This is a genomic window from Enterocloster citroniae (assembly GCF_040545455.1).
GTDB lineage: Bacteria > Bacillota > Clostridia > Lachnospirales > Lachnospiraceae > Enterocloster > Enterocloster citroniae.
In genome coordinates, this window is the sequence record NZ_JBEPLZ010000030.1 from 1 (window position 1) to 24,465 (window position 24,465).

Here is a 24,465-nt window from a genome sequence, read left to right on the forward strand (position 1 = left end):
ATACCAAAAAAAGGGAGGTCATTGCTCTTTTTATTGCAAACTCCCATAAAATCAAGGTTTAAACAATAAAACAGGTAGTGAAACTTGACACTACCGGAATATATGAGGAGGAATGAGATATGAGACAGTCCAAATACACAGATCCCGGCAGGATGACAAAAAAACAGCTGGAGGCAGAAAACAGCCGGCTTCAGTATATTGCGGACCGTGATTGGCTTACCGGCCTGTACAACAGGGGCGCCATGGAATGCAGGGTCGATGAATATCTGAAAAAGAAACTGCCCGGAACCATGATCGTTTTGGACCTGGACCATTTTAAGCAAGTCAATGACAGATACGGACACATCATAGGGGACGAACTTCTCTGCAGTGTGGCCACGATCCTGAACAAGATGTCCGGCCGTCAGAGCCTGGTGGGAAGAGTTGGCGGCGATGAGTTTGTTATCTTCATGCCCCGTCTCATGTCCGCGAAGGATATGGAAGAATTGTTTGAGCGGATCAAAAGCCGTTTCCAGGAGATCCGCCTGAAAAACTCCATTCTCATCAAACTATCTATCACCATAGCAGGTGCAGACAGTCTTGGGAAACAACGGTATAAGAATATCTTTGACTGTGCGGATCAGAAAATAATGGAAATGAAACGGCAGCGCAACACAGGGACACCCCGCACAAAATCAGGAACCGCCCCTGGCAGCATCAATCTGGATATGGACCTGATCGCCGGGGAAATAGAAGAAAAAGATATCATACCCGGCGCATACTGCCAGGATTACGAAACATTTAAACAGGTATACCGTCTGACTGAACGAAGGCTGGCCAGGGAACGGCGCAGCGTATACATCATTCTCTTTACCTTAACGGATCAGAATAATGAATTTCTTTCCCTGGACATCCGCGACCGGGAAATGGACCTGCTTGGTAAGGAACTGCAAAACAGCCTGCGCATGGGAGATATTTATACCCAGTACAGCAGCTGCCAATATCTGGTTATGGTATCCGGCGTATCCGGGGAAGATACGGAAAAAATAGCCCGGCGTGTCATCAAGATCTATTATGAGACACGCCGGGACACGGTGAATAATCTGGTACTCCACCACAGCTATCCTCTCAAGCCGGCGGAGCCCAGGAAGAGGGCATCCTCCCTTTCCGGCACACACCTTTGACCCGGTCTAACAGATACTGGAACACAAGCGGCAGGGCAATGGCCCAGATTAAATATAGCACACGGAACTGAGGCAGGTCCTTGGGAAAATAACAGTACCAAAGGTCTGTCTTATACTGTTCAAAACTAAATCCCATAAACAGGGACGTATATTTCGCAAATGCGGCAAACAGGGTCTTTAACACCATCAGTGCCATGACATGGTGCATCATCACCGCATATGTATGTCCGCCGAAATACCGCAGGGCGGCGCTGTTCTTCACCACCCCTGCGCCTATGCGGGACACCCTCAGCCAGAAGGCGATCCCTGTGGCGGCCGTCACATAAGGCAGCAGCAGCCCGGTAAAGCCGTTGCAGAACGCCACGGAGTAGATCAGGGGCCAGCCCGACAGCACGAGAATGAACTGGATGGCGATCAGTACTCCCATATACAGGAGACTTCCGGCCCGGTCCTTTTCCTCCAGTTTTTGCCTGTACAGAGTTCCCCACTGGTAGCAGGGAAGCAGGAACATCATGCGCACCAGGGTCAGCCATCCCTGCTGGAACCGTCCGCTCATGGCAATGGAGATCCCCCCTGCACCGATGAGGAGGTACAGAACCGTGATACCATACTCATTCCACGCGGTCCCGGACGTTCTAAGTCCTTTCACTCCCCGGCGCAGCAGCACATTGGCCATCTCCACCAGGAACAGGGCGGGAACAAACCAGGCCGCCAGGTTATATTCAAACTGATGCCCTGTCATAAACGGCTCCAGGAACAGGCTCCTGAAGCTGAGGCTGCCCCCAAAAGAAAAGCCCGCCCCGTGGAGGAACTGTGCCGCGATCCCGTAGATCAGGTTGTACGCCATATACGGGCCCAGCAGGCGCAGTATCTTTTTCCTGGCATACTCCCCTATCCGTTCCTCGCTGCCCGGCCTGTAAAAATACCCTGATATAAAAGCAAACAAGGGCATATGGAATGAATAATAGGGAAACAGACCCCCAATATCCAGATAACTGTTATTCAGATGTCCGTCCACCACAAAGAACATTCCCAGGGCGGAAAGGAGCGCAAACTGCATATTGACCGCCTTTCCTTCCGCCCTTTGTTCCCGGTCATGGAACTTGGATTTCTCTTCTGTCATAGTATCCTCCGCGATCACCGGCACTTAATACCCGGGCCAAAACCCGGCCGTTTCAAATAGTATAATTGAAATAAGGCGGGAAGGCAATGACAGAGTTTTCCAACTAACTGATTTTTTCCCTAAAAAAGGGTTTGCTGCTCATACTCACATGACTTTAATAGCTCAGGGGACACCTGCCCCAGCAGTTCCCTTGTCCTGTCACTGTCAAGGATCCAGTCCCTGACCTGGTCCTTATCAAGGATCAGAGGCATACGGCTGTGGACCGGAGCCATGGAGCTGTTGGCCTCTGTTGTGAGAATCACAAAATGCTCCCCGTCCTGGTACCTATTATAAAAACCCGCCAGGAACAGCACCCTGCTGCCCTCCCTGGTAAAAGTATACTTTTCCTTGCTCTTATTCCACTCATAAAACCAGGACACCGGGACAGCCACGCGTCTCCTGGCCACGCCCTCCCGGAACATGGGCTTTTCCGTTACCGACTCCGACCTGGCGTTAAAGACCAGCCCCTTGCCTCCCGGTCCGGGAAATCCCCATCTCTGCCTGCGGATCTGAAGTCCGGGACCGCCGGTTCCCTGCCTGTGGTCCTGGATTTCGGGGGCGCCTTTCTGATATTCCCCGCCATAAGCCGCCTCTGTCCGGGCCGTGATCACAGGAGCGATTTCCCCTGGATGGATATCCTTATCCATCAGGCCCAGCTCCAGCTTCCAATCCGTCCCTTCCACCAGCCCTGCCACCTCATCCATCAGATCAAAGCTGAAGTGATATCTTCCGCACATCCCGGCACCTCCTGTCATCATTCATAGATTTACTCAGTCATATACTCTTAATCCCGCACAGCCTCCAGGATCCCCTCACTGAACGTGGGGTGGGGGAAAATGGCCCTGGCCACATCTTCCAGCGTCAGGCCGTTTACAATAGCCACCCCAAACTGGCTGATCATGTCCGTTGCCCTGGCACACATCATCTGGGCGCCCAGGATCCTGTGGCTTTCGCTGTCAGCCACCACCTTGATCAATCCCCGCTTCTGCTGGGACAGAACGGACTTCCCATTGGCAGACATCAGGTATTTCTTTGTAATGACCGGACGCCCCTGCTCCTTCGCTTCATCCGCGCTGATGCCCACGCATCCGATCTCAGGGCTGGTGTAGACGCAGGAGGGCACCACCTCCGTGCGGATCTCCATGATCTCTCCCGCCATATGGGATACGGCGTTTCGGCCCTGGGCAGTGGCAGCATGGGCCAGCTGAATGCCGCCCGTGACATCACCCACCCCATATATACCGGGAACACTGGTTTCATAGTATTCATTGATAACGATCCTGCCCCGTTCCATGGCCATGGCCTGTATCTGATGGCTGCTCTCCTGTGTAATAAGCCCCTCTGTATATGCCTTCCTGCCCGTGGCTATGAGGATTCCATCCGCCCTGGCTTCACAGGGCTTTTCTTTTTCCACATACCGGCATATGAGGCCGGATCCATCCCCTGCTGCCTGGATGGACTCCACCTTTGCACCGGCATGGATCTCTGCCCCGCGCTTCTTAAGGATCATTTTCAGGTTCTGGGCAATCTCTTTATCCATTCCCGGAAGGATCCGGTCCAGTGCCTCGATCACAGTAACCTTACGTCCAAGGGCGGTGTAAACAGAGGCGAACTCCATCCCAATGACACCGCCGCCTATGATGACCAGATGTTCAAACATGTCTGTTTTTTCCAACAGTCCATCACTGGTCACCACCCCGGGCAGATCAGAACCCGGGATAGGCGGGCAGGCGGGCACGGAGCCGGTTGCGATTAAAATGTGATCCGTCTCCAGCATCACAGGGCCCTCTGCAGCTTCCCCTTTTGTCATGGTTACCTTTACCATATTTCTGTCTATAATGGTGCCCGTGCCGTAATACACGGATATTTTATTCATTCTCATCAGCGAGGCAATGCCCTTTCGCAGCTGTTCCAGTACCTCGCCTTTGCGTATCTGGACCGCATTCATATCAACCTCCGCACCGGATACCGCAAGCCCTATGGAAGGCCCTGCCTGGAGTTCATGGTACAGATCAGCCGTGTGCAGGATGGTCTTTGTAGGGATACACCCCCTGTTCAGGCAGGTACCTCCCAACTCCCTGTTCTCCACCAATGCGACCTTCATTCCCTTTTTTGCACCCTCGATCGCAGCCTCATACCCTCCCGGTCCGGCCCCGATCACCACCAGATTCAATCTGTCCGCCATATATCCAAACCTCTCTTCCCTTTAAGCTTACCCTATATGTACAGAATTACTCACATTTTTCCTTACATACACTCTTTAACAAGTGTTATGATGTCACTTATTTTGGCGCCCTCCCCATGAGCCCGGCCCACCTTCTCCATCCCACCGCACACAGCGGCTTCATCATAGGGGCAGCCCTTAAGGCAGACTGCCAGATCTCCGATCATCTCCTGCTCCATTGCATCGGAAAACACATTCACTTCCCGTATCTTTCCCTCATCCACATGAAACTGCATCTGGATACCGCCCCAGAAAAACCTGCGTCCCATCTCATATTCAAAGGGGATCTTTCTTCCATACTTCCACTCCCAGGATTCAAACTTTCCTGTCATGGTCCCAATCTCATCTTCCGGAAGGCTGCTTTCGTACATTCTTTCAGCCTCCAGCCCATAAACCCGGGAAAATGCCCCTACCAGGGCTTCCTTCATCCTGCCCACAGTCAGGTCCGGGCAGAATTCGCACAGGTTTGCCACTCTCGCCTTCACGGAGGAAACCCCTTTGGATGCCAGCTTTTCCTTGGGCACGTTCAAATACCGGGACATATACTCTTTGTCCGCATTCAGAAGCACGGTTCCGTGATGGTAACAGCAGTCACCGGAATGATAGAATGCATTGCCTGAGAATTTGCGCCCGTCCACGGTAATGTCGTTGCGCCCTGTTTTCTCCGCCTTCAGCCCCAGGCTTCTGACCGCCTCCAGGATCACATCCAGCTGCTTTGATACGTCATAGTCTTTTTTCTTTACAATAAATGTAAAGTTCAAGTTCCCCAGGTCGTGGAACACCGCTCCGCCGCCGGACAGGCGCCGGACCAGATATCCCCCTTCCTCCTCCAGGAAATTCACCTTGCATTCGCTCCAGCAATTCTGGTTCCTGCCGATTACCACCGTATGGCGGTTCTGCCACAGGAAAAGGATGCAGGTCCCCTCCGGCACATGGATAGTCATATATTCCTCCATGGCCAGATTCCTGTAGGGATATGTATTCTCTGTGTCGATCCACATGATCCTGTCAATCATACCGTCACCTTTCATATAAAAAGAATCCTGTTATAGGAGCACGTTCCTATGGAATGAAAAACCTGCCCGGACAACGTATCCCGCTGTCCGGGCAGACAGTTCACCCTATGTTCATTCACTTTCCCAGGTGTAGCGCAGCACCGGCTTGCGGGCAGCCGTCACTTCATCCGGTCTTCCAATGGGCGTGGTGTGAGGCGCGCCGTGAAGTTCCTCCGGCGCGCTCAGGGCATCCTGGTAGATCCTGTGGAATACCTCAATGGCCTCATCCAATGTCTCCCTTGACTCTGTCTCCGTTGGCTCCACCATCAGGGCCTCATGGACGATCAGAGGGAAGTACATGGTGGGCGGATGGATGCCGTAATCCAGCAATGCCTTGGCAATATCCATGGCCGTAACGCCATTCTCATGTTTCATGTTCTCCAGGCTCATTACAAACTCATGCATACATGTCTCATCATATGCCATGTCATACACATCGGAAAGCTTTACCTTCATGTAATTGGCATTCAGGACCGCGTTGGAGGACGCCTCAGGGATTCCTTCCCTGCCAAGGGTTATGATATATGCCAGGGCCTTAACCACCACCAGGAAATTGCCGTAGAACATTTTAACATCCCCGATGGATTCCCCGCCCCGTTGGAACACGTACCTGCCCTGTCCCTTATCCTCACATCTCACTGCTCTCACACCGGGCAGATACGGCTCCAGGAATGATTTGCAGCCCACAGGCCCGCTGCCCGGACCGCCGCCGCCATGGGGTGTGGAAAATGTCTTGTGCAGGTTCAGGTGCACCACATCAAATCCCATGTCGCCGGGACGCACGATCCCCATGACCGCATTCAGGTTTGCTCCGTCATAATAGCAGAGTCCCCCCGCCTCATGGACGATTCTTGTTATATCCAGTATATTCTTGTCAAACAGCCCCACTGTATTGGGATTGGTAAGCATAAGGCCTGCCGTATCTTCACCTACGGCTGTCCTCAGCTGCTCCAGGTCCACGCATCCATCCTCCCTGGACGGAATGCTGACCACGTCATAGCCGCACATGGAAGCGCTGGCAGGATTGGTTCCGTGAGCGGAATCCGGCACAATGATCTTTGTCCGCTTTGTATCATTCCTGTGCACATGGTAAGCCTTGATCAGAAGCAGTCCGGTAAACTCCCCATGAGCGCCGGCCGCGGGCTGGAAGGTCATGGCATCCATGCCGGTGATCTCACAGAGGTATTTCTCAGCCAGATACAGCACCTCCATGGAGCCCTGGACCGTATCCTGGGGCTGCAGGGGGTGGACGCGCTGAAAGCCTTTTAATGCAGCGGCCTGTTCATTTACCTTGGGATTGTACTTCATAGTACAGGAGCCAAGGGGGTAGAACCCGTCATTGACACCGTGGGAGCGCTTTGCCAGCTCCGTGTAATGGCGGCTGATCTCATTTTCCGACATATGGGGCAGGCGCGGTTTTGACTTTCTTAAATGGTCCCGTTCAAATGATACCATGGGCACATCCCATTCACCGATCAGGTCCAGCCTTCGTCCCTGGGATCCTTTTTCAAATACAAGTTTCATGAGCCGCACACCTCCTTATGTCCGCATTCCAGCACATTCCGGACAATGGATGCAGCTTCATCCATCTCCTCTTTTGTGTTCATCTCCGTGGCACACCAGAGTATCTCCCTGTCGGACAGGGGCAGGCCGCCCAGGATTCCCTGTTTTTCAAGGGCGCCCAGGATATGGGCGCTGCCACTGCATGCGCCCTCCGGGCTTACTGTTACAAACTCATGGAAAAACTCACGGTCATACCTGGGCTCTAATCCTGCAAGCTTCAGCACATCCCTGAAATAATGCGCTTTGGACATACACTGCATGGCAGCCTTTTCCATGCCGTCTGCCCCCATGGCCGTCATATACACCGATGCGGTCAGGGCACACCACGCCTGGTTGGAGCACACATTGGAACTGGCCTTTTCCCTGCGGATATGCTGTTCCCTGGCCTGGAGCGTAAGGACAAACGCCCTCTCACCCCGGCTGTCCGTTGTCTCCCCCACAATGCGTCCGGGCAGCTTCCTTGTCATGGCGGCTGTGGCCGCCATGAATCCAAGATAGGGACCGCCGAACGCAAGGGGCATTCCAAGGGGCTGCCCGTCCCCCACTGCAATGTCAGCGCCATATTCAGCCGGCGTCTTCATCACTGCCAAAGCCATGGGATTACAGGACATGATATATTTGGCTCCGGCTTCATGGGCAATACGCCCCAGACCTTCCCCGTCCTCCAGGTTGCCGTAATAGTTTGGCTGCTGCACGTAGAAGCAGGCTGCCTGGGGATCTGCCTTTATCATATCCTCCAGGGCCTGTGTGTCCGTGACCCCGTCCTTTTCCGGTACAATGACCACTCTGGTATTGCTGCCAAAACAATATGTCTTGATCACTTCGATCGTTCCCGGACTGGCTGCGGCGGAAACATACGCAGTGCTCCTCTTCCTGTCCCTGCACATGGCCACAGCCTCCCCCGCCGCAGTGGCGCCATCATACACCGATGCATTGGAAGCATCCATTCCTGTCAGCTCACAGATCATGGTCTGATATTCAAATATGGATTGCAGGATCCCCTGGCTGATCTCCGCCTGGTAAGGCGTGTATGCTGTTACAAACTCCTCCTTGGAGATCACGCTGGAGACAATAGCGGGTATGTAATGGTTGTAGGCCCCCGCTCCCCTGAAAATATGCCGGAACACCACATTCTTTTCCGCCATCTCCTCCATCCTGGACATTACCGCCTGCTCATTGAGGCCGGAGGGGATCTGAACGCCGTCCTTTAACATCACCTCACCGGGTATATGGGAAAACATTTCCTCAAAACTGTTAAATCCTATCTCATGAAGCATTTCCTGCTGTTCCTGCTTCGTATTCGGCACATAAGTACCCATGATATTACACCCCATTTCTAATGGAATAAAGATGCTTTTATTCCAGAGTCTTTACATATGCTTCATACTCAGCAGCGCTCATCAGCTCTTCCGTATCCGTGACACTTCCGATCTTCACCAGCCACGCATCATAGGGAGACTCATTGATGGACTCCGGCGCGTCCAAAAGCGCCTCATTCACCTCTTCCACCGTGCCTGTCACCGGTGAATACACATCAGAAACAGCCTTCACGGATTCCACATCTGCAAATGCCTCCCCTGCCGTCACCTCGTCCCCTGCTTCCGGCAGGTTTACAAACACCAGGTCTCCCAGGGCATCCTGGGCATAATCCGATAATCCTACCAAAGCGGTGTTCTCATCCACCATCTTGACCCACTCATGTGACTTTGAATACTTTAATTCCTCCAGAACATTCATCTCAATACCTCCTGTTATATGATACTCAACGTTTATAGAAAGGCAGCTTCACCACTTCTGCGGCCACCCGCCGTCCTCTTACCTCAACCTCCAGCACAGTGCCCGGTTCCTTATATCCAACATCCACTAAAGCCATTGCCACCGGATATCCCAGATAAGGACAATGAGTGCCGGAGGTGGTGATCCCAATCTGCCTGCCGTCCGCATAAACCGCCTGATGTTCCCTGATGATTCCCCGTCCCGTCACCTTTAAGCCGATCCGTCTCCTGGTCAGGGGGCCTTTATCCACCAGCGCCTGCTTTCCGATAAAATCCTCTTTATCCATTTTTACAAATATTCCCAGCCCAGCCTCCTTGGGTGAAATGGTATCGTCCATCTCGTGTCCGTACAAAGGCATGGATGCCTCCAGTCGCAGGGTGTCCCTGGCCCCTAACCCGCATGGGATCAGCCCCTCCTCCTGTCCTGCCTCCATGAGCATCTCCCACATGGCCGGCGCGTCCTCCGGGGCCAGATAGATCTCCACCCCGTCCTCACCCGTGTAACCGGTCTTGGAGATAATGCATTTGATATTCCCGATCATACGGTCAAAGAGACAAGTATAATATTTCTCCGGTATATCCTCCTCCTTTGCCAGTTTCCTGAGGATCTCCATGGCCTTCGGTCCCTGCAGCGCCAGCTGCGCCACTCTGTCTGAAATGTCCTCAAATTCCGCGTCCCCAAACTGGTGGGCCTTCATCCACTGGAAATCCTTATCCTTATTTGCTGCATTTACCACTATAAAATAGCAGTTGTCCCTTACCTTGTACACGATCAGGTCATCCACCACACCGCCATCTTCATTGCACATGGGGCTGTAGCGGGCCTGGCCATCGGCCATGACCGTATAGTCATTGGTCAGGATCATGTTCAGGTTCTTTTGTGCATCACTGCCTCTGCAGATGATCTCCCCCATGTGTGAAACATCAAACAGGCCGCACTTGGTGCGCACTGCCATGTGCTCCGCTATCACACCTGTGTCATACTGCACCGGCAGCAGATAGCCTGCAAACGGCACAATCTTCCCCTTGTACTTTACATGTGTGTCATAGAGCGGTGTCCTTAATTCAGTGCCGCCAGTTACTTCTGTGCCCATAAATCATTACCCTCCTTCATATGCTGTCCAGTGTCCCAAAATGCGCAGACATTTAAATCCGCGCTGAAAGACTGTTAAAAAAGCGCATGAACAAATAAACATGTTCATGCGCTCTGTCTTTGGACCTGAAAGATTTGGCTTCGTCGGTGCTCATCGCTTTCCAGAGTATCGTCCGGTATCCGGTCCTTTTGCCTGAGAGTTCTCCGCTTCCCCTTCGGCGCTGCCCTAAGTCACTGCCGGATCATCACTCCAGCCCCCGGACAGTCTCTCCCGAATCCATCATCCGATGATATGCAGTTGTCCGCAAACGTATGGCTCACCGCCCCGCCCTTGCTAAGTTCATACTAACACAGGTGATGTTTTCAGTCAATAGATAAAGGTTGTTTATAATTTAACGATAATTCAGCCTGATAAGATTGGGAATACTTGGAAGTATGAAGCTATACTGGACAGGGAACAGGTCTTTTCCTGCTCCGGCGCCGGGAACCGGATCGTCTTATATGAACGTTCTCTGAAGTAATCTTTACAATTAACGAATAAATTAGCCTGTCCAAAGAAAAAATACTGGTAATCTGATATAAAGTAGTATATAATGGGCAAAGATGATGAGGCGAAGGTGTTCCTTTTGCCTCATTGTTGTCTGATAAAAAATACGGCTTATGATAATAGATTAGGAAAGAAGGTGACCACATGCATAAGTTTATGCGGACCATTGGGTTTAGCATGTACCAGAAGAAACAGGATATGGAAAAACTGCTGCGGCGTCTTGCAAAAGAAGCCAGGGAGAACGGACAGTTGTCCGAACGGGAAGGCAGTACGTTCTGTGAACTGCGGGTAGAGACCGCTCCCGGCATGGGTGTTGCCATGGCTGGTGAGATGAGTCCAAAGGGAACATTTAACCGCGAATATTATTTCCCCTATGTGAAAAGCACGGATATAAGTTCGGATGCGGAATGCTCCATCCAGCGTCACACGGAGCGGGAAACATTTGCCGGACTGCTGGATGAATACAGAGTGGGCATCTCTCTTATCTTTTATATAGAAAACTCCATGGAATACCGGCTCCGCAAAGCCGGCCATAAGCCTGTAAAACCCTTAGGCGCCGCCCTTTCGGGCCTGTGCGTGCAGGGCAGGATCCTCCTTCCCATACAAAAGACAGAAAAACAGGCCGAGGATTCCAGAATGGCTGCCAGAAAGAGGAGCAATCTGCTGGAAGCAGCCAAACGCGGGGACGAGGATGCTATTGAAACACTGACCATTGAGGACATTGACCTTTACTCCATGGTTTCCAGGCGGATCGCCCATGAGGATGTGTATTCCATTATTGAGACCTGCTTTATGCCCTGCGGCATTGAATGCGACCAATACTCCGTAATAGGGGAGATCACCGGAATTGAGCTGAGTGCCAACCGGATTACCAAGGAAGAGGTTTATGACCTGACCCTGGACTGCAATGACATGATCTTCCATGTTGTCATCAACCGCCAGGACCTCCTGGGAGAGCCAAAAGTAGGCCGCCGATTCAAAGGTCAGGTATGGATGCAGGGAACTGTGCAATTTGAGGCTTGATTTTTTTCCCAAGATAGGTTATTATATAATGCGGACCGTGTGATACGGTTCGCAGATATCAATGATACAAATTGATGTGTTTCTGTAGCTCAGCAGGATAGAGCGTCCGCCTCCTAAGCGGAAGGCCAGCGGTTCGAATCCGCTCAGGAACATTAGAACTTACAGCTCGAAAGTCTGACAGAATCAAGGCTTTCGGGCTGTTCCTATATCTATAGAGAAGCCGAATTCACAACAAAAAGAGTTGTTTTTGATTAGCAAATTATAACGGAGAAAGCGCTTGAATCCAGTCGCATGGGATGCTGTAATCATATTAACTCCGCAGATAACACGGCTTATCGGAATTACGGAAGAAATTACGGATAAACTGTTGGAGGTACGCGTGGATATGGAACCGATTTTTAGAATCGTTATCAATGAGGATAATTCAAAACAAAAAGAGCAATTTATGCGTATATCTGATATGCTGTATTACCAGAAGCAACGGCGTTCCATCGGAAACTGGGTGTTTCTGGTCTGGTGGGGTATCGTTGTGATAAGCTCTATTCTCATGCCTGGCGAGTTGGGAGCCATTCTCTTTCTGATGGTAGCAGTATGGTTTCTTGCCTTGTCTGCGCGCCTTCGCCGCAAGGTGTTGCTGAACACCGGTTTGATTATTGGAAGGATTTTCCGGAAATTGAGAAAGACGGAGCTGGTTCGCAGCCAAATCGATTTTTTTGAGAATGATTTTACATATTATCCCAGTAAAGAATCACTGGTCTGGAAATATCCGGCTGTAGATAAGCTGGCAGAGGACCCGCAGGCCTATTACATATTCTTTGCAAAAGATCAAGGGATGTATTTTGCCAAACACTGCTTTACAGTCGGTGATTCCCTGAATTTTAAAGAATTCATTATGCAAAAGACAGGAAAAGATATGTCGCTAATGAAGTAAACATCAGCAGTTTAAGGGGGGGAACCGGGATATGACACCGTCATTCCAAGTTACAATAGCCAGGGATGCCCAATCCCTTTATGAACTGGCAAAGTATCAGTTAGAACGCGGATACAGTGGAAAACGGCTGAGTCTGGATATAGCTGTACTGCTGGTTGTCATGGCGCTGCACTATTTTATGTACAGGCAGCTGTTCCGCACGCTAATCATAGGATGTCTGCTTCTTTTCATATTTATATGGCCTTATTTTAGCATCAGACGGGTAAGCGTGAAACACAAACAATGCCAGAAACAGGCGGAACAACTGAAACAGCAGGCCAGCCTTGGTATTCCCTGCGAAAAGGCAGTGTATCAATTTCTGAAAGATAACATCCGTTGGGAAACCAGCTGCGTCAGCGGATATATGGAATACTCCCAGATCCGCAGTATAGAGGAATTTCCAATGTATTTTTTTGTAATCACAACGTCAAAACAGGCATTGATCATCTGGAAAAACAGTTTCACTGAAGGATGCCCCGATCAGTTTCTGCATTTTATACGGCAGAAACAGCAATCCGGTCCGGCTGTTCCCACCTCCACAGCGGGGGCTAAACTTAAAGGTTGAAACCGCCTCTTTTAACAGTCACGGTTTCCGATGGCCCTTCACATTCAATCTTTTTGGCGCGCAGGTTATTGTAGACATCCTCCGACTCGCATTCTTTTATATTGCAGAATTCTTTTTCAAATTCCAACAGATCCCTGTGTAAAGATCCCATTTCTAGATTCGACAGCATGATATCCTCTTCGGTACTGTCATTTCCTTCTATTTCAGCATATGTCAGGGAATTGCCGATTGTCACGTTGTTTACGGCAGTGCCGATTGACCTTATCATGCACTCATCGTCCATACTGTTCTCGATTTTCAGTCTCACGCTTTCCGGTACTATGTTGCCTGCGCCATCCAGTTCTGATACAAGTTCCAGCCTCAGACCGTCCTCTTCATAAGTATCCATTTGTTTTCCCACGCTGTTCTCCCCATCCTCTGTACCGTTTGGCAAGCTCTGTGTGATACCGGCCGTATCTTTAACGCTGTCCCCTGCCGTATTTGCACATCCGGTTAATGCCAGAAGAAGTATGATTAATCCACTCTTTTTCCACATTTTATTCTCTCTATATTGTAATGCTTAATAAAGTGTCACTGTTAGTTTGCTTCGCACCCAACCTATACATAGTCTTCGATTTTTTGGAAGTATATGCTTTTCATTTTCTTCTTTTCTAATATGTTTTTAACTTTTTCTGTGACTATGACATGCCCCCATACTAAATTCGTATAAAAGCAGATATCAGAGCCATCCCATTCATTTAAATCCACGCCATATCCATCCCGTTCTTTGCTGGACGCCACAGTCTTACACAGATCACAGCTTTTTATTAATTCCTGCCTTTTGTTTCTCATATATCCGCAACGCCCCGTTATCACGAGTTCTTTATAATCATCGATATTTTTGTCTAAACGTATTTTGCCATTGCCGTTGTACCATCCTGATAATTCGATCTCCTTTACCATATTGCCTGTAGCTGAAACTTCTGACAGAGCGTTTAGAAATTTACTGCTGACTATAATCCCATTTCTGGAAGATAAATAATCATATTCATATTTTCCCAAATTTCGTACTATATAAGAGTAGGGAAATTATCCCCTATTCTTATGTTTTGTTATGATGAGTTTGATTGGTTAACGGCACAAATATGGGACATAGTTCCCGAAACTGAAAGTGTTAACCATCACTCATTATCTTTTATTCGATTAAGCAAGTTGGGATTCGCTCCCGGGTAACTAACGAAAATGAATAGATAACCGAGTGCTGGACCCAATCATATTAATTCGCAAAGGAGGATCCCCCCTATATGTTAGCTGTAGGTATCGATGTATCTAAATCCAAAAGCACCGTTGCAATTATCCGATCTGATAGGACTGTTCTATCAAAGCCACATGACTTTTCCCATACTATCAGTGATATCGCTCAGCTCACCGATCTGATCCGTTCATACCAAGAAGAATCTAAAATAGCTTTTGGATTCGCGGTCTAATCTGCAAAATATGCGTTCTTTTTATCTGGCCTATCAGAAATGCCGGTCACTGACTGGCAAATTGTCATGGACAAATGGAAAACAGGAAGCGCCGGATCGCGTAATGGATCCAGCGCTTCCTGTTTTTTCCTAAATATTTCCTCTAAAACGTTTCTTTCCAAAGACAGCTGCCAGGTAACCGGCAGCTCAGTCTCCCGGCACTTCAGTCTCCCGGCAGCCGGGCGTTCAGTTTCCGGTACAGGCAGTCCAGACGGTCCGGGTCCAGCAGGGTGTAGATCACATGGGGTTCATAATCCGTTTCCCGGAAAAGCTGTGTAAATTCCCCTTTCATCCGGCTTACGGCCAAAAGAGCCTGCCTGGCCCCTTCCAGGGCGCTCTGCCAAAACTCTTTATCCTGTTCTTCTGTCTCCGTCACATAGCGGGTCAGCAGGATCGCCTCCGTCCCGCAACGGTACATGTCCACATACCGGGCATTAAGCGCCAGACGCTCCTGAAACCATTTCACCTTATCCTGACTCAGCCCCTCCGGGTATTCCCCCGCCTCCTCGCAGAGGGCGCTGATCTTTTTAAATGCCTCCTCCTTTTCCCGGATCGCAGGCTCCAGGGATGACCTTCTGGGAGAAACACAATCCTGTTTTTGGGGGTCCCAGTCCTTTAAAGAGTTCTTTTCCTCCGAGAGCCATACCGCGTGCTCCAAAGAAATGGGAAGCACGCTGGAATCCGAGAATACACAGTCATTTACAAACACGGTCCCGGCTGTAATCTCCCATGTTTTCTTCATGATATTGCCGAACCATTTTGCCTGACGGCTGATACATCCAGTATCCTCTGACCATCCTTCCTCCAGAAGGAATCTGCGGTATATTTCCTGGTCCGGGGTATCCAGATCCCTGGTAAGGGCAGCCCCCGCATAAACATTGATCTTGTTGGGTGTAAAAAAGGAGGAATGTCCGTCCAGGCTTTCCCAGTCCAGGCGGAAAACTGCCCCTGATGCTCCCTTCTGCCTGGCGTCTGACAGTCTGCGCCGGTAGTCCTCTGTCAGGTCCGCGATCCCCACGCCCCATCCGAAATACTGTCCCATGGTATCAAACTCAATCCACTGCTCATGGTCTCCCACATGACCGATCCTGGGATTTGCCGGAAATGTGGGATAGTAATCATGGGGCGTATTCTTCAAGGAAATGATCACATCCGGCGGCAATTCCTCCATCACTGCGGATATCTCCTTCTGGGAAGCGGAATCAAACACAAAGTCACGCACGATCAGTTTTCTGCCAGCCTGGCGGATGGGTTCATACATGGATGTCAGTACCATCCGGTACCAGTCCTCCCTGGCGGCGGACTTACACCTGTCGCAGGTACAGCGGTTGGACTTGATGGAAACACGGCTCTCCCCTGTGGCCGGTGAGGTGATGATCCCCGCCACCTGGGGAAACTCCCGGAAAAACTCCCTGTATTTGACTCCTAAGAACTCCTGCCAGAAGGGGTCCGTGGCACACACATGACCGTCATGGACCAGGTGCGGGTAAAATTCCAGGATAATATCAGGGAAATACAATTCCTTGTTCTCAATATAGACCTGGATTCCCCTTCTGCCCGCCTCTTCCAGTACTCTTTTTAAAAAGGACCTTCTCTGGTAGGGGCAGGAGCGCCGCGTAGGTGTATACTGGTACAGCTTCCTGAAGATCTGGCTGTAGATATCAAATATGGAAGAATCACCCTCCTGTTCCTTATACCCGAAATAGGCTCCCGGGTATACGATCAGGTCCACAAAATCATTCCGGTGGAGTACCAGCGTGTTCATACCGTGCTTTTCAATAAAATCCAGGGCCTTGACCACCCACGGATAGTCCCAGGCATACAGGCTGTGCAGTTCCAGCCCCCGCACTTCAAAGTCCGCTTTTGCTTGGTCCATGATTTTCCTCCCTTCCCTGCCGTCTGTCTTTGTCAGATTGCGTCCAATACCCTGCTGACATCTGCTTTAAAGCGGATCAGCCGGTCTCCGTCCAGCATATATTCCACCACATGGGAATATCCCTTGTTTCTCACCAGGCTGTCATAGCGGGACGCCAGCTCTTCATACCCCGCCAGTGTCTCCCTCGCCTTCTGTACATCCCCGGGATCCTGTGAGATCTCCGCTTTCTTTGTATAGACCGTGGAAATGAGTTCCAGGCGAAAGCCCTCAATATAAGCCGGAAATCCCTCTGCCACAAATTCAAGATATGTCTTTACATTGTGGTTGACACCCGGGCTTGCGGCGGCGATCATATCCCTCAGCTTCCGGGCCATGGCCAAAGCCTCATCCTTTTCCGCTATCATAACCGGAATATTCTCCCCGGTTGGTTCCACCCGCTTGGATGCATTCGGTTCCCACTGGTCCCGGCTGTGGAACACGGTCATAATATTGTAGGTCAGGTCGTACCGGTCAAAGATCTGGCAGTTCCTGTTAAACACATGGCCCCGCACATGGATCCCCTTTTCAAGGATCTTCCAGCACAGCTGCATCATTTCCCGGAACAGTTCCCGGTCCTTACCTTCCGTTATCTTACAGGGGATCTGGCTGTAGCTGTCCGGGATCAACGGGGACACCAGCCCATGATCAAACCATGCATCATAGACCGCATCCATGTCCGTGTTCACATCAAAGGAAATCATGGCGCCTGCAATCAGGTTTAACATATTAAAACCGCAGAACACACTGGACTGGGTCATATTTTCCCAGTCAGTCCTGAGCATGATTCCGGTTGCCCCCTTATCCAGGTACCGCTGCATCCTTCCTCTCATATCCTCCGATACGCTGCAGGGAAATACTCCCAGGCCAAAGAACTGTCCCCAGGTATCAAACTCCACCCACTGGTTCAGCTTTCCGCAGTTTCCAATGGCAGGATTGTCCGGGAACACCGGATAATAATCATGGGGAACCTTTTTCATGGACATGGTGATGTTGTCGGACACGCTGCCCGCCGCATCCACCATGGCGTACTGGTGGGCCTTGGTATAAGAAAAATCCCTGACAATCAGCTTCTTTCCGGCCCCGTCAACGGCCCGGTGCATGGCTGCCAGCAGACTGCGGTACCATTCATCCACATCATAGTCCCTGCAGCGCTGGCAGGTACAGCGGTTGGCTGCAAAGGACACCATGCTCTCCCTTGTTCCGGGGCTGACAATGATGCCTGCCACATCCGGAAACATTGCAAAGAACTCCCGGTATTTTTCCTCCAGGAACTCCCACCAAAACGGATCCGTGGCGCACAGTGCGCCGTTCTCTCCCCGCAGCTGGGGATATTTTGTGATCAGGTCATTGTGAAAATAGATTTCCTTTACTTCCCCGTAAAATTCCAGCCCATTTTCCCGGCACTTGTCCAAGACCGAACGCAGATAATAGCGGTAATTCTTAGTGACGCTGTTCCTGACCGGATTAAAACTCAGCAGCTCGTCCTTATCAAAATATTTATCCGGAAACACCACCTTGTCAATAAGCTCATTGCAGTGGAAGATAATTCCCGTAAGATTGCAGCTCTTTGCAAACCGGATCGCCCGGTCCACATGAAAGGTGTTCCACATATTGATCCCATGGATCTCCAACAGCCTGTCTTTGTAACTTGGTACACTCATTTCCTTCAGCCTCCCAACTCATCCAGTGTCCTGGAGCAGTCCTCTTTGAACCGCCTTATCCGCTCCGGATCCATCACATATTCCACATTGTTGGAGTAACCCCTGCCGGACACCACTGCGGCCAGGCGGTCCGCCAGCCCGTCATATTCTGCCAGGGTCTCTCCTGCGCTCCTTCGATCCTCCGCGCTGCAGCTTTGCTCCGCCTTCCTGATCCAGGCAGCGGTACGGATCTGGGCATCGAAGATCTCCACATAGACCTCATATACATCCAATACAAAGTTCAGGTACTTTTCAATGTCTGCGCTGACCCCCAGGGCTTCCGGTTTCAGCCAGTTCCTTAAGTCCGCGGCCATCTGACGCGCCTCTTGCTTTTCCCGGAACATGATCTCCATATGATCCCCCACGGGCTGCACCTTTTCTGAAGCCCCAGCATCCCAGTGATCCCGCGTATGCTGCACGGTCATAATAAAATAGGTGAGGAAATACCGGTCAAACATCTGGGCATTCCGGTTAAACACATGGCCACGCACATACAATGTTTTCTCCAGGATCTTCCATGAATCCTTCATCAGCCTCTTAAAAACGTCAAATGCCTGGGGTGCTTTGGGCACACAGGGCTCCTGGGGACAGGAATCGTATTCCAGGGGGCTGACCAGGCCAAACCGCAGCCATTCCCTGTAGGCGTCATCCAGATCCATATTTACGTCAGCCCCCAGCATTGCTCCGGCAATGAGATTAAAGATATTAAAGGAATTAAAGGTGCTTCCCTGAAGCAGACGCTCCCAATCCGTCCGGAGCATGATCCCGCTGGCCCCCTTTTCCAGGTAACGCTGCAGCCGTCCCTGCATATCTTCCGCCACGCTGCACGGAATGATCCCCAGACCAAAGTACTGTCCCCAGGTATCAAATTCGATCCACTGCTCCAGGTTCCCGCAGTTGCCCACAGAGGGGTTGTCCGGGAATGTGGGATAGTAGTCGTGAGGCGTTTTCTTTAACGCCATAATGATCTTTTCAGATACATCCCTGGCCGCATCCACCATTGCATACTGGTGGTCTGCCGTGTAGGAGAAGTCCCTGACGATCAGCTTTTTACCGGCAGCATCCAGGGGCTTAAACATGGCTGTGATCAGTTTCCTGTACCACAGATTCATGTCGCAGCACCGGCAGCGCTCACACTCGCACTTGTTGGCAGCCAGGGATACCATGCTCTCCCTGGTTCCTGCGCTGACAATGATCCCCGACACCTTTGGAAACCTTTGGACAAATTCACGGATTTTTTCTTCCAAAAATTCCCACCAAAATGGTTCCGTTGGGCAGACCGCCCCGTTTTCCTTTCTCAGATAAGGAAATTCCTGAAGGATCTCATGGGGATAATAGATTTCCTTTACCTCCACATAAAACTCAAGCCCGGCAGCCGTGATCTTGTCAATTACATTTCCCAGGTAATACTTGTGGTTCTTTGTGTCTCCATCCCTGTTATTGTAGGAAAGCAGGGACACATTGGGCGGAAAATATTTATCAGGCTTAATGGCACGGTCGATTATGTCATTGCAGTGGAAAATAATACCGGTCAGATTAAACTTCTTGGCAAACTCAATGGCCCTCTCCACATGGTATCCGTTCCACATATTAGTTCCGTGGATCTCCAACAGCCTGTCCTTATAGTCTGGTTGTCTCATTTTCATCCTTTCTGCTCTGTTAAAAAAGCCTATAAAAATAGCCGGACTTCAATTTATACCTTAAAATCCGGCTATATTCAGAATCAGTCAGTAGTTGTTTTCCTGCCCTGTTATTCGGTCAAACGGTCTCCCAGCTCCTCAAATGCGCTCTTATACATGTCAACTGAATCTGTCCATGTCTTTCCAAACTCCTCATGATCCTGGAAAGCCACGGTAAATCCATAGCTCTCAATGGCTGCTTTTACTTCCGGCACTTCGAGACAGGCGCGGTAGCAATCCTCATAATATTTGATCACTTCATCGGACACGCCCTTGGGAGCCGCATAGCCATGGAAGAAGCCGTTGGTCAGCCACTCATACCCCTGCTCCTTGGATGTGGGCACATCTTTGTAGATGTCACTTGTAAGGCGGTTTGGATCCAAAACAGCGATGGGCCTTAAATCGCCGGATTTTACATATTCCTGACCATCGGAGGGAGCCTGTACGGTTACTTCCGCATGTCCGCCAAGCAGGGCTGCAATGGAGGAGGCCCCACCGTCATAAATGACTGCCGAGATGTCGCCGCCATTCTTAAATGCAAAATATTCCAGTTCCCAGTGGGTCTGTCCGCCCCTGTTATTGCAGGCCATTACCACGTCCCGGCTGAGGATGGCATCTTTTAGATCGTCCAGGTTCTGGATATCGCTGTCCTTGGCCACATAGACCACGTAGGGAGCATAGCCGATCTGGCACAGAGGCTGCAGCTCCTCATAATACTGGTACGGGGTCTCCGCGGTAAGGCAGTTTACCACAACCGCTGAGTTGGTGTTGCCGATGGTCAGCCCGTCCGGTTTTGCATTGATCAGCTCCGTAAAACCAATAGCACAGCCGCCGCCGCTGATATTGTTGATCACCAGAGGTGTGGCAAAGCAGGAACCCCCTTCATTGGCAAAGGTCCTGGCCAGCAGGTCCGAGCTTCCGCCCGGTCCATAAGCTACTATGACCGATACGTCCTTATTCGGTTTCCACCCCTCCGCTTCCGGGGCCTTCTCCGTCTGTCCTCCTCCTGCCGCCTCTGTTGCCTGTGCACCACCGGGCGCCTCTGTAGTGGCCGCTGCTGTCTCGGTTTTGGATGAGCTGCCGCAGGCACCCATGGTCATGGTCATTGCCGCCGCGAGAACCGTTACCATTGCTTTTCTTAAGTTCTTTTTCATTGAATATTACCTCCTCCTAATAGTTTACAAGTTTTAAGCTTCCCCCTGATTTGCTGCCTTTTGTTTCCCGAAAAACTGTATCAGGCTTTTTGCAGTTGAGTAGACCAGCGCGATCATGGCAATGGAAAGGATCGCCGCCGCGATGGGACGGTCCATCAGCGCTGCCAGCAAATTGCCTTTATACAGCGTCATGGTGCCTAAAAATGAATTTTCCAGCGTGGGACTCAGGAACAGCCCTACGGCCAGCGCCGCCATATTATACCCGCAGGCGCTTAGGAAAAATCCGAAGATACCGCAGATCACCATAACCCCCATATCAAACACGCTGTTGTTAATGGCGTAACCGCCGGCAAACGTGATAAATGTGATCAGCGGCATTAAAATGGTAAAGTCCACCTTCAGCAGGCTTGCCCAGATCCCTACCAACGGCAGGTTGATAATCAGCAGCACGATATTGCCGATGAACATACTGGCGATCAGCCCCCAGAACAGATCCGGATGTTCTGAGATAAACATGGGGCCTGGTGTGATCCCATGTACGATAAAAGCACTCATTAAAAGCGCCATGGAACTGGTGAATGGAATGCCTAAACTCAGAAGGGGAACCATGCCCGCATACATTGCAGCGTTATTGGCTGCTTCCGGCGCTGCCACTCCTTCCAAAAGTCCGGTTCCAAAGGCATCCGGATGCTTGCTCAAGGAGCGCTCCATTCCATAGGCGAAAAAGGTGGCAAGTGTGGAGCCTGCTCCGGGCACCAGACCCACTCCGAATCCCATGATGCCGCATCTGCCAATGGTCTTATAGATCTGTCCGAAATCCTTCTTATTGGGAAATTGTTCCCTGAGGTTAAAATCCGCTACTTCACCCTGATTCTCAGGTATGCAGATGGCACTCATCAGTTCCGTGATCCCATACACACCCATGATAAATGTAACAAAGCTGATACCCTTGTACAGATCCACCACACCGTATGTGAACCGCAGGGTCCCATACAGGTCATCCAGTCCCACACAGCCCAGGATCACGCCAAGGCAGACCACGATCAGGCCTTTCAGCTGGTTTTTCCCGGATATGGTGGTGAGAAGGACCAGTCCGAACACCACGATCGCAAAAAACTCTACCTTTCCAAAACTCAGGGCAACCCTGGCCAGGGCCGATGCCGCAAAGGTCAGGCCGATGAGGCCAATGGTTCCGCCGCAAAAGGAACTGATAGCCGCCACGCTCAGGGCTTTCCCTCCTTTTCCCTGTTTGGCCAGAGGGTGCCCGTCAAAGCAGGTCACAATGCTGGTGGCCTCGCCGGGAATATTGACCAGTATGGAGGTGATGGCGCCGCCATACTGGGAACCAAAATAGATTCCCGAGATCATGATCAGTGCGCTGAGCGGCTGCATACCAAAGGTTACAGGCAAGAGGATGGCCACTGTTCCGGAAATCCCAAGCCCGGGCAATACCCCGATCAGCGATCCCAGGAGACAGCCGATCACCGCGCAAAAAATATTCATAAGTGTCAGACAGTCCAAAAAACCATGTCCCAGCAAACCCAATGTCTCAATCATACCCGTCCTCCCTTTAGAACCACGCTGCGCCAGGCAGCGGGACATTCATGGCATATGTAAACAGAGCCCACACCAGTACACTGAAAATTCCCGAAATCACCACTGGTTTGACATATCCCTTCTGTCCTGTCAGCTTCAGCATGATCACCAGACAGATGAATGTGTCCACCGCAAATCCGATCTTCTTGATCAGGAATACGTAAGCACCGCAGAGAAGGGTGTAGTACAGCCACTTCTTCCAGTCCACCTCCGCCAGCTTCTCAGGCGTCTTGTTCTCCTTAAACAGCTCAATCACCAGATTGATCACAGAGAAGATGATCAGGCCCACCGAGAATATGGTGGGTGCGAACCCGCCCTGAGGCCTTGCAAATGAACCAAATTTCAGATCATGACGCGATGTAAAAAAAGCCGCAATTCCAAACAGCAGGAGCGCCAGGGCCACAATCTTATTCATTCTGGACAATATTTTTTCCTTCATCTTCCTTCCCCCTTTTGTGCTTTACTTTCAGTTGTATGAACCGTTTTTTATGCTCTTGCAGGACGTTTGCCAGCAGATAGACATCGTCAAAGCTTTCCTTGTCAATGCGGATGGCCAGCAGGTTTTTAAAGACTTTATCATCAAAATACAGGATGTAGTCTTCCCCGCACCAATACTGACCGCGCAGGGCTTTATATCCCACCGTTACTTCAGGACAATTCCCCACCTTCACCAGTATATCCCTGTTCCTAAACGTTACCCACCCCCTCTGCCCTTCCAGTGACTGAAGCCCCTGTATTAATTGGGGCCTGATGGCTGCCGCGTATACCAGTAATGTTAAAAACAGGACCGATATGAGTCCGCTGAATATCATAAGCGGAGCTGCTGCTTCACTGCCCTTCATGGAGATTGCCAGGATTACTGTCATTGCCAGGGAGAAGATCAGGCTGAGGCTGATTTGTCCCAGATTCAGGATCTTTCCAAGCAGACCATTTACCAGCCGGATATCCCTCCCGTCCATTTGGAAACCAAGTTTAATTTGTTTTTTCATCCCCAATGTACATCCCCTCACTTTACCGTCTTACCGGAATCTATGATGATAACCTCGCCGTTTACAAAATCCGCGGCTTCCGAAGCCAGATATACCGCGGCCCCCACATAATCCTCAGGCTGTCCCAGCCGTTTGTACGGGTGGTTCTGAATGGTGGCTTCCATCCGTTCCGGATACTCCCTGTAGTAGTCTCTGGTAAAGCCCGTCTCCGTGGCAGTGGGAGCGATCCCGTTGACCTGGATGTTATGTGGAGCCCATTCCACTGCCAGGCATTTGACCAGGGCCGATACCCCTGCCTTACTGGCTCCATAGGCTGAAAAATTCGCCCCAAACCGGTATGCTCCTGTTGACAGGATCTGTATGATCTTCCCATGGTCCTGGCCGCACATCACGCGCCCCACCTCCCGTAGGAAATAATAAGCGCCATTGAGATTGATATCAATTACATCCCGCCACTGCGCGGTGGTAAACTCCAACATTGGTTTTCGGTTTGTCACCGCAATGTTATTCAGTGCAATATCGATCCGCCCATAGATTGCGGCAATCTCCTTTACCATGGATTCCAGAAACCCTTCGTCTGTGATGTCTCCACAGTAACTGTCCGCCTGGATCCCCTCTTTTTTCCATTCGTCCAGCCGTTCCCGTATTTTTCCGGGATCCCGGTCAAAGATAATGATCCTGGCCCCGTAATGCGCATATGCCCTGGCGCAAGCCGCCCCGATATCGCCGGCCCCTCCGGCAATAAGCGCAACCTTATCCTGCAAAGAAAACAGTTCTCTCTTCATAT

22 protein-coding genes, 1 tRNA gene and 1 riboswitch are annotated in these 24,465 nt (G+C 50.8%); of the genes, 5 read left to right on the forward strand and 18 right to left on the reverse strand.

The window, feature by feature from the left end; translation table 11 throughout:
• Window positions 1-119: 119 nt before the first annotated feature.
• Window positions 120-1,163 (forward strand): GGDEF domain-containing protein, encoded by a 1,044-nt coding sequence (locus ABID13_RS25010; RefSeq protein WP_048929188.1) that lies wholly within the window; start codon window positions 120-122, stop codon window positions 1,161-1,163.
• Here the strand turns inward: ABID13_RS25010 and ABID13_RS25015 are convergent.
• The 8 genes from ABID13_RS25015 to gcvT all read right to left on the reverse strand — a co-directional run bounded on the left by ABID13_RS25015 (window position 1,108) and on the right by gcvT (window position 10,036).
• Window positions 1,108-2,286 carry an acyltransferase family protein gene (locus ABID13_RS25015; protein ID WP_048929189.1) on the reverse strand — a complete coding sequence of 393 codons (1,179 nt, stop codon included), beginning with the start codon at window positions 2,284-2,286 and terminating at the stop codon, window positions 1,108-1,110. The two genes, ABID13_RS25010 and ABID13_RS25015, sit on opposite strands and share 56 nt — an antisense overlap.
• A 119-nt stretch (window positions 2,287-2,405) precedes the next feature.
• Window positions 2,406-3,062, reverse strand: a complete 657-nt coding sequence (locus tag ABID13_RS25020) for an SOS response-associated peptidase (RefSeq protein WP_048929190.1) — start codon at window positions 3,060-3,062, stop codon at window positions 2,406-2,408.
• 47 nt (window positions 3,063-3,109) lie between these two features.
• Entirely contained in the window at window positions 3,110-4,510 is a 1,401-nt protein-coding gene (gene lpdA, locus ABID13_RS25025) for a dihydrolipoyl dehydrogenase (protein WP_048929191.1), read from the reverse strand.
• A gap of 62 nt (window positions 4,511-4,572) precedes the next feature.
• Window positions 4,573-5,565, reverse strand: a complete 993-nt coding sequence (gene lplA, locus ABID13_RS25030) for a lipoate--protein ligase (protein ID WP_048929271.1) — start codon at window positions 5,563-5,565, stop codon at window positions 4,573-4,575.
• A gap of 111 nt (window positions 5,566-5,676) precedes the next feature.
• Window positions 5,677-7,128 (reverse strand): aminomethyl-transferring glycine dehydrogenase subunit GcvPB, encoded by a 1,452-nt coding sequence (gene gcvPB / locus ABID13_RS25035; RefSeq protein WP_048929192.1) that lies wholly within the window; start codon window positions 7,126-7,128, stop codon window positions 5,677-5,679.
• Window positions 7,125-8,486: an aminomethyl-transferring glycine dehydrogenase subunit GcvPA gene (gene gcvPA, locus ABID13_RS25040; RefSeq protein WP_048929193.1), complete on the reverse strand. Its 1,362-nt coding sequence runs from the start codon at window positions 8,484-8,486 to the stop codon at window positions 7,125-7,127. Before gcvPA ends, gcvPB begins: the two co-directional genes overlap by 4 nt.
• 37 nt (window positions 8,487-8,523) lie before the next feature.
• Window positions 8,524-8,904: a glycine cleavage system protein GcvH gene (gene gcvH / locus ABID13_RS25045; protein ID WP_007862338.1), complete on the reverse strand. Its 381-nt coding sequence runs from the start codon at window positions 8,902-8,904 to the stop codon at window positions 8,524-8,526.
• A 25-nt stretch (window positions 8,905-8,929) separates the two neighbouring features.
• Window positions 8,930-10,036: a glycine cleavage system aminomethyltransferase GcvT gene (gene gcvT / locus ABID13_RS25050; protein WP_045091616.1), complete on the reverse strand. Its 1,107-nt coding sequence runs from the start codon at window positions 10,034-10,036 to the stop codon at window positions 8,930-8,932.
• Between the two features lie 170 nt (window positions 10,037-10,206).
• Window positions 10,207-10,319: riboswitch (glycine riboswitch) on the reverse strand.
• 407 nt (window positions 10,320-10,726) lie between these two features.
• Here gcvT and ABID13_RS25055 point away from each other — a divergent pair.
• The 4 genes from ABID13_RS25055 to ABID13_RS25070 all read left to right on the forward strand — a co-directional run bounded on the left by ABID13_RS25055 (window position 10,727) and on the right by ABID13_RS25070 (window position 13,140).
• Window positions 10,727-11,605 (forward strand): DUF3881 family protein, encoded by an 879-nt coding sequence (locus ABID13_RS25055; RefSeq protein WP_007862344.1) that lies wholly within the window; start codon window positions 10,727-10,729, stop codon window positions 11,603-11,605.
• A gap of 78 nt (window positions 11,606-11,683) precedes the next feature.
• Window positions 11,684-11,757, forward strand: a tRNA-Arg gene (locus tag ABID13_RS25060).
• Window positions 11,758-11,882: 125 nt separating this feature from the next.
• Window positions 11,883-12,536 (forward strand): YcxB family protein, encoded by a 654-nt coding sequence (locus ABID13_RS25065; RefSeq protein ID WP_048929194.1) that lies wholly within the window; start codon window positions 11,883-11,885, stop codon window positions 12,534-12,536.
• Between the two features lie 31 nt (window positions 12,537-12,567).
• Complete coding sequence (locus ABID13_RS25070; RefSeq protein ID WP_048929195.1) at window positions 12,568-13,140, forward strand: YcxB family protein; 573 nt, start codon at window positions 12,568-12,570, stop codon at window positions 13,138-13,140.
• Here the strand turns inward: ABID13_RS25070 and ABID13_RS25075 are convergent.
• The 10 genes from ABID13_RS25075 to ABID13_RS25120 form a co-directional block, all read right to left on the reverse strand.
• Window positions 13,130-13,675 carry a hypothetical protein gene (locus ABID13_RS25075; RefSeq protein WP_045091614.1) on the reverse strand — a complete coding sequence of 182 codons (546 nt, stop codon included), beginning with the start codon at window positions 13,673-13,675 and terminating at the stop codon, window positions 13,130-13,132. The two genes, ABID13_RS25070 and ABID13_RS25075, sit on opposite strands and share 11 nt — an antisense overlap.
• 62 nt (window positions 13,676-13,737) lie before the next feature.
• Window positions 13,738-14,181, reverse strand: a complete 444-nt coding sequence (locus ABID13_RS25080) for a hypothetical protein (protein WP_048929196.1) — start codon at window positions 14,179-14,181, stop codon at window positions 13,738-13,740.
• A gap of 627 nt (window positions 14,182-14,808) precedes the next feature.
• On the reverse strand, window positions 14,809-16,521 hold the full coding sequence (locus ABID13_RS25085) for a hypothetical protein (RefSeq protein ID WP_048929197.1): 1,713 nt from the start codon (window positions 16,519-16,521) through the stop codon (window positions 14,809-14,811).
• Window positions 16,522-16,553: 32 nt separating this feature from the next.
• A complete protein-coding gene (locus ABID13_RS25090) occupies window positions 16,554-18,221 on the reverse strand; it encodes a hypothetical protein (protein WP_045091611.1) in 1,668 nt (555 codons plus the stop codon).
• 5 nt (window positions 18,222-18,226) lie between these two features.
• Window positions 18,227-19,906 (reverse strand): hypothetical protein, encoded by a 1,680-nt coding sequence (locus tag ABID13_RS25095; RefSeq protein WP_242849215.1) that lies wholly within the window; start codon window positions 19,904-19,906, stop codon window positions 18,227-18,229.
• 104 nt (window positions 19,907-20,010) lie between these two features.
• Window positions 20,011-21,093, reverse strand: coding sequence for a tripartite tricarboxylate transporter substrate binding protein (locus ABID13_RS25100; protein ID WP_007862468.1), 1,083 nt, complete (start codon window positions 21,091-21,093; stop codon window positions 20,011-20,013).
• Window positions 21,094-21,126: 33 nt separating this feature from the next.
• Entirely contained in the window at window positions 21,127-22,650 is a 1,524-nt protein-coding gene (locus tag ABID13_RS25105) for a tripartite tricarboxylate transporter permease (protein ID WP_007862474.1), read from the reverse strand.
• Window positions 22,651-22,663: 13 nt separating this feature from the next.
• The gene (locus ABID13_RS25110) at window positions 22,664-23,128 is read right to left on the reverse strand and encodes a tripartite tricarboxylate transporter TctB family protein (RefSeq protein WP_007862475.1); all 465 of its coding nucleotides are present in this window, start codon (window positions 23,126-23,128) and stop codon (window positions 22,664-22,666) included.
• Window positions 23,097-23,678: a hypothetical protein gene (locus ABID13_RS25115; RefSeq protein WP_040416070.1), complete on the reverse strand. Its 582-nt coding sequence runs from the start codon at window positions 23,676-23,678 to the stop codon at window positions 23,097-23,099. The genes ABID13_RS25110 and ABID13_RS25115 overlap by 32 nt, the downstream gene beginning before the upstream one ends.
• A gap of 17 nt (window positions 23,679-23,695) precedes the next feature.
• A complete protein-coding gene (locus ABID13_RS25120; RefSeq protein WP_045091609.1) occupies window positions 23,696-24,463 on the reverse strand; it encodes an SDR family NAD(P)-dependent oxidoreductase in 768 nt (255 codons plus the stop codon).
• Window positions 24,464-24,465 lie beyond the last annotated feature (2 nt).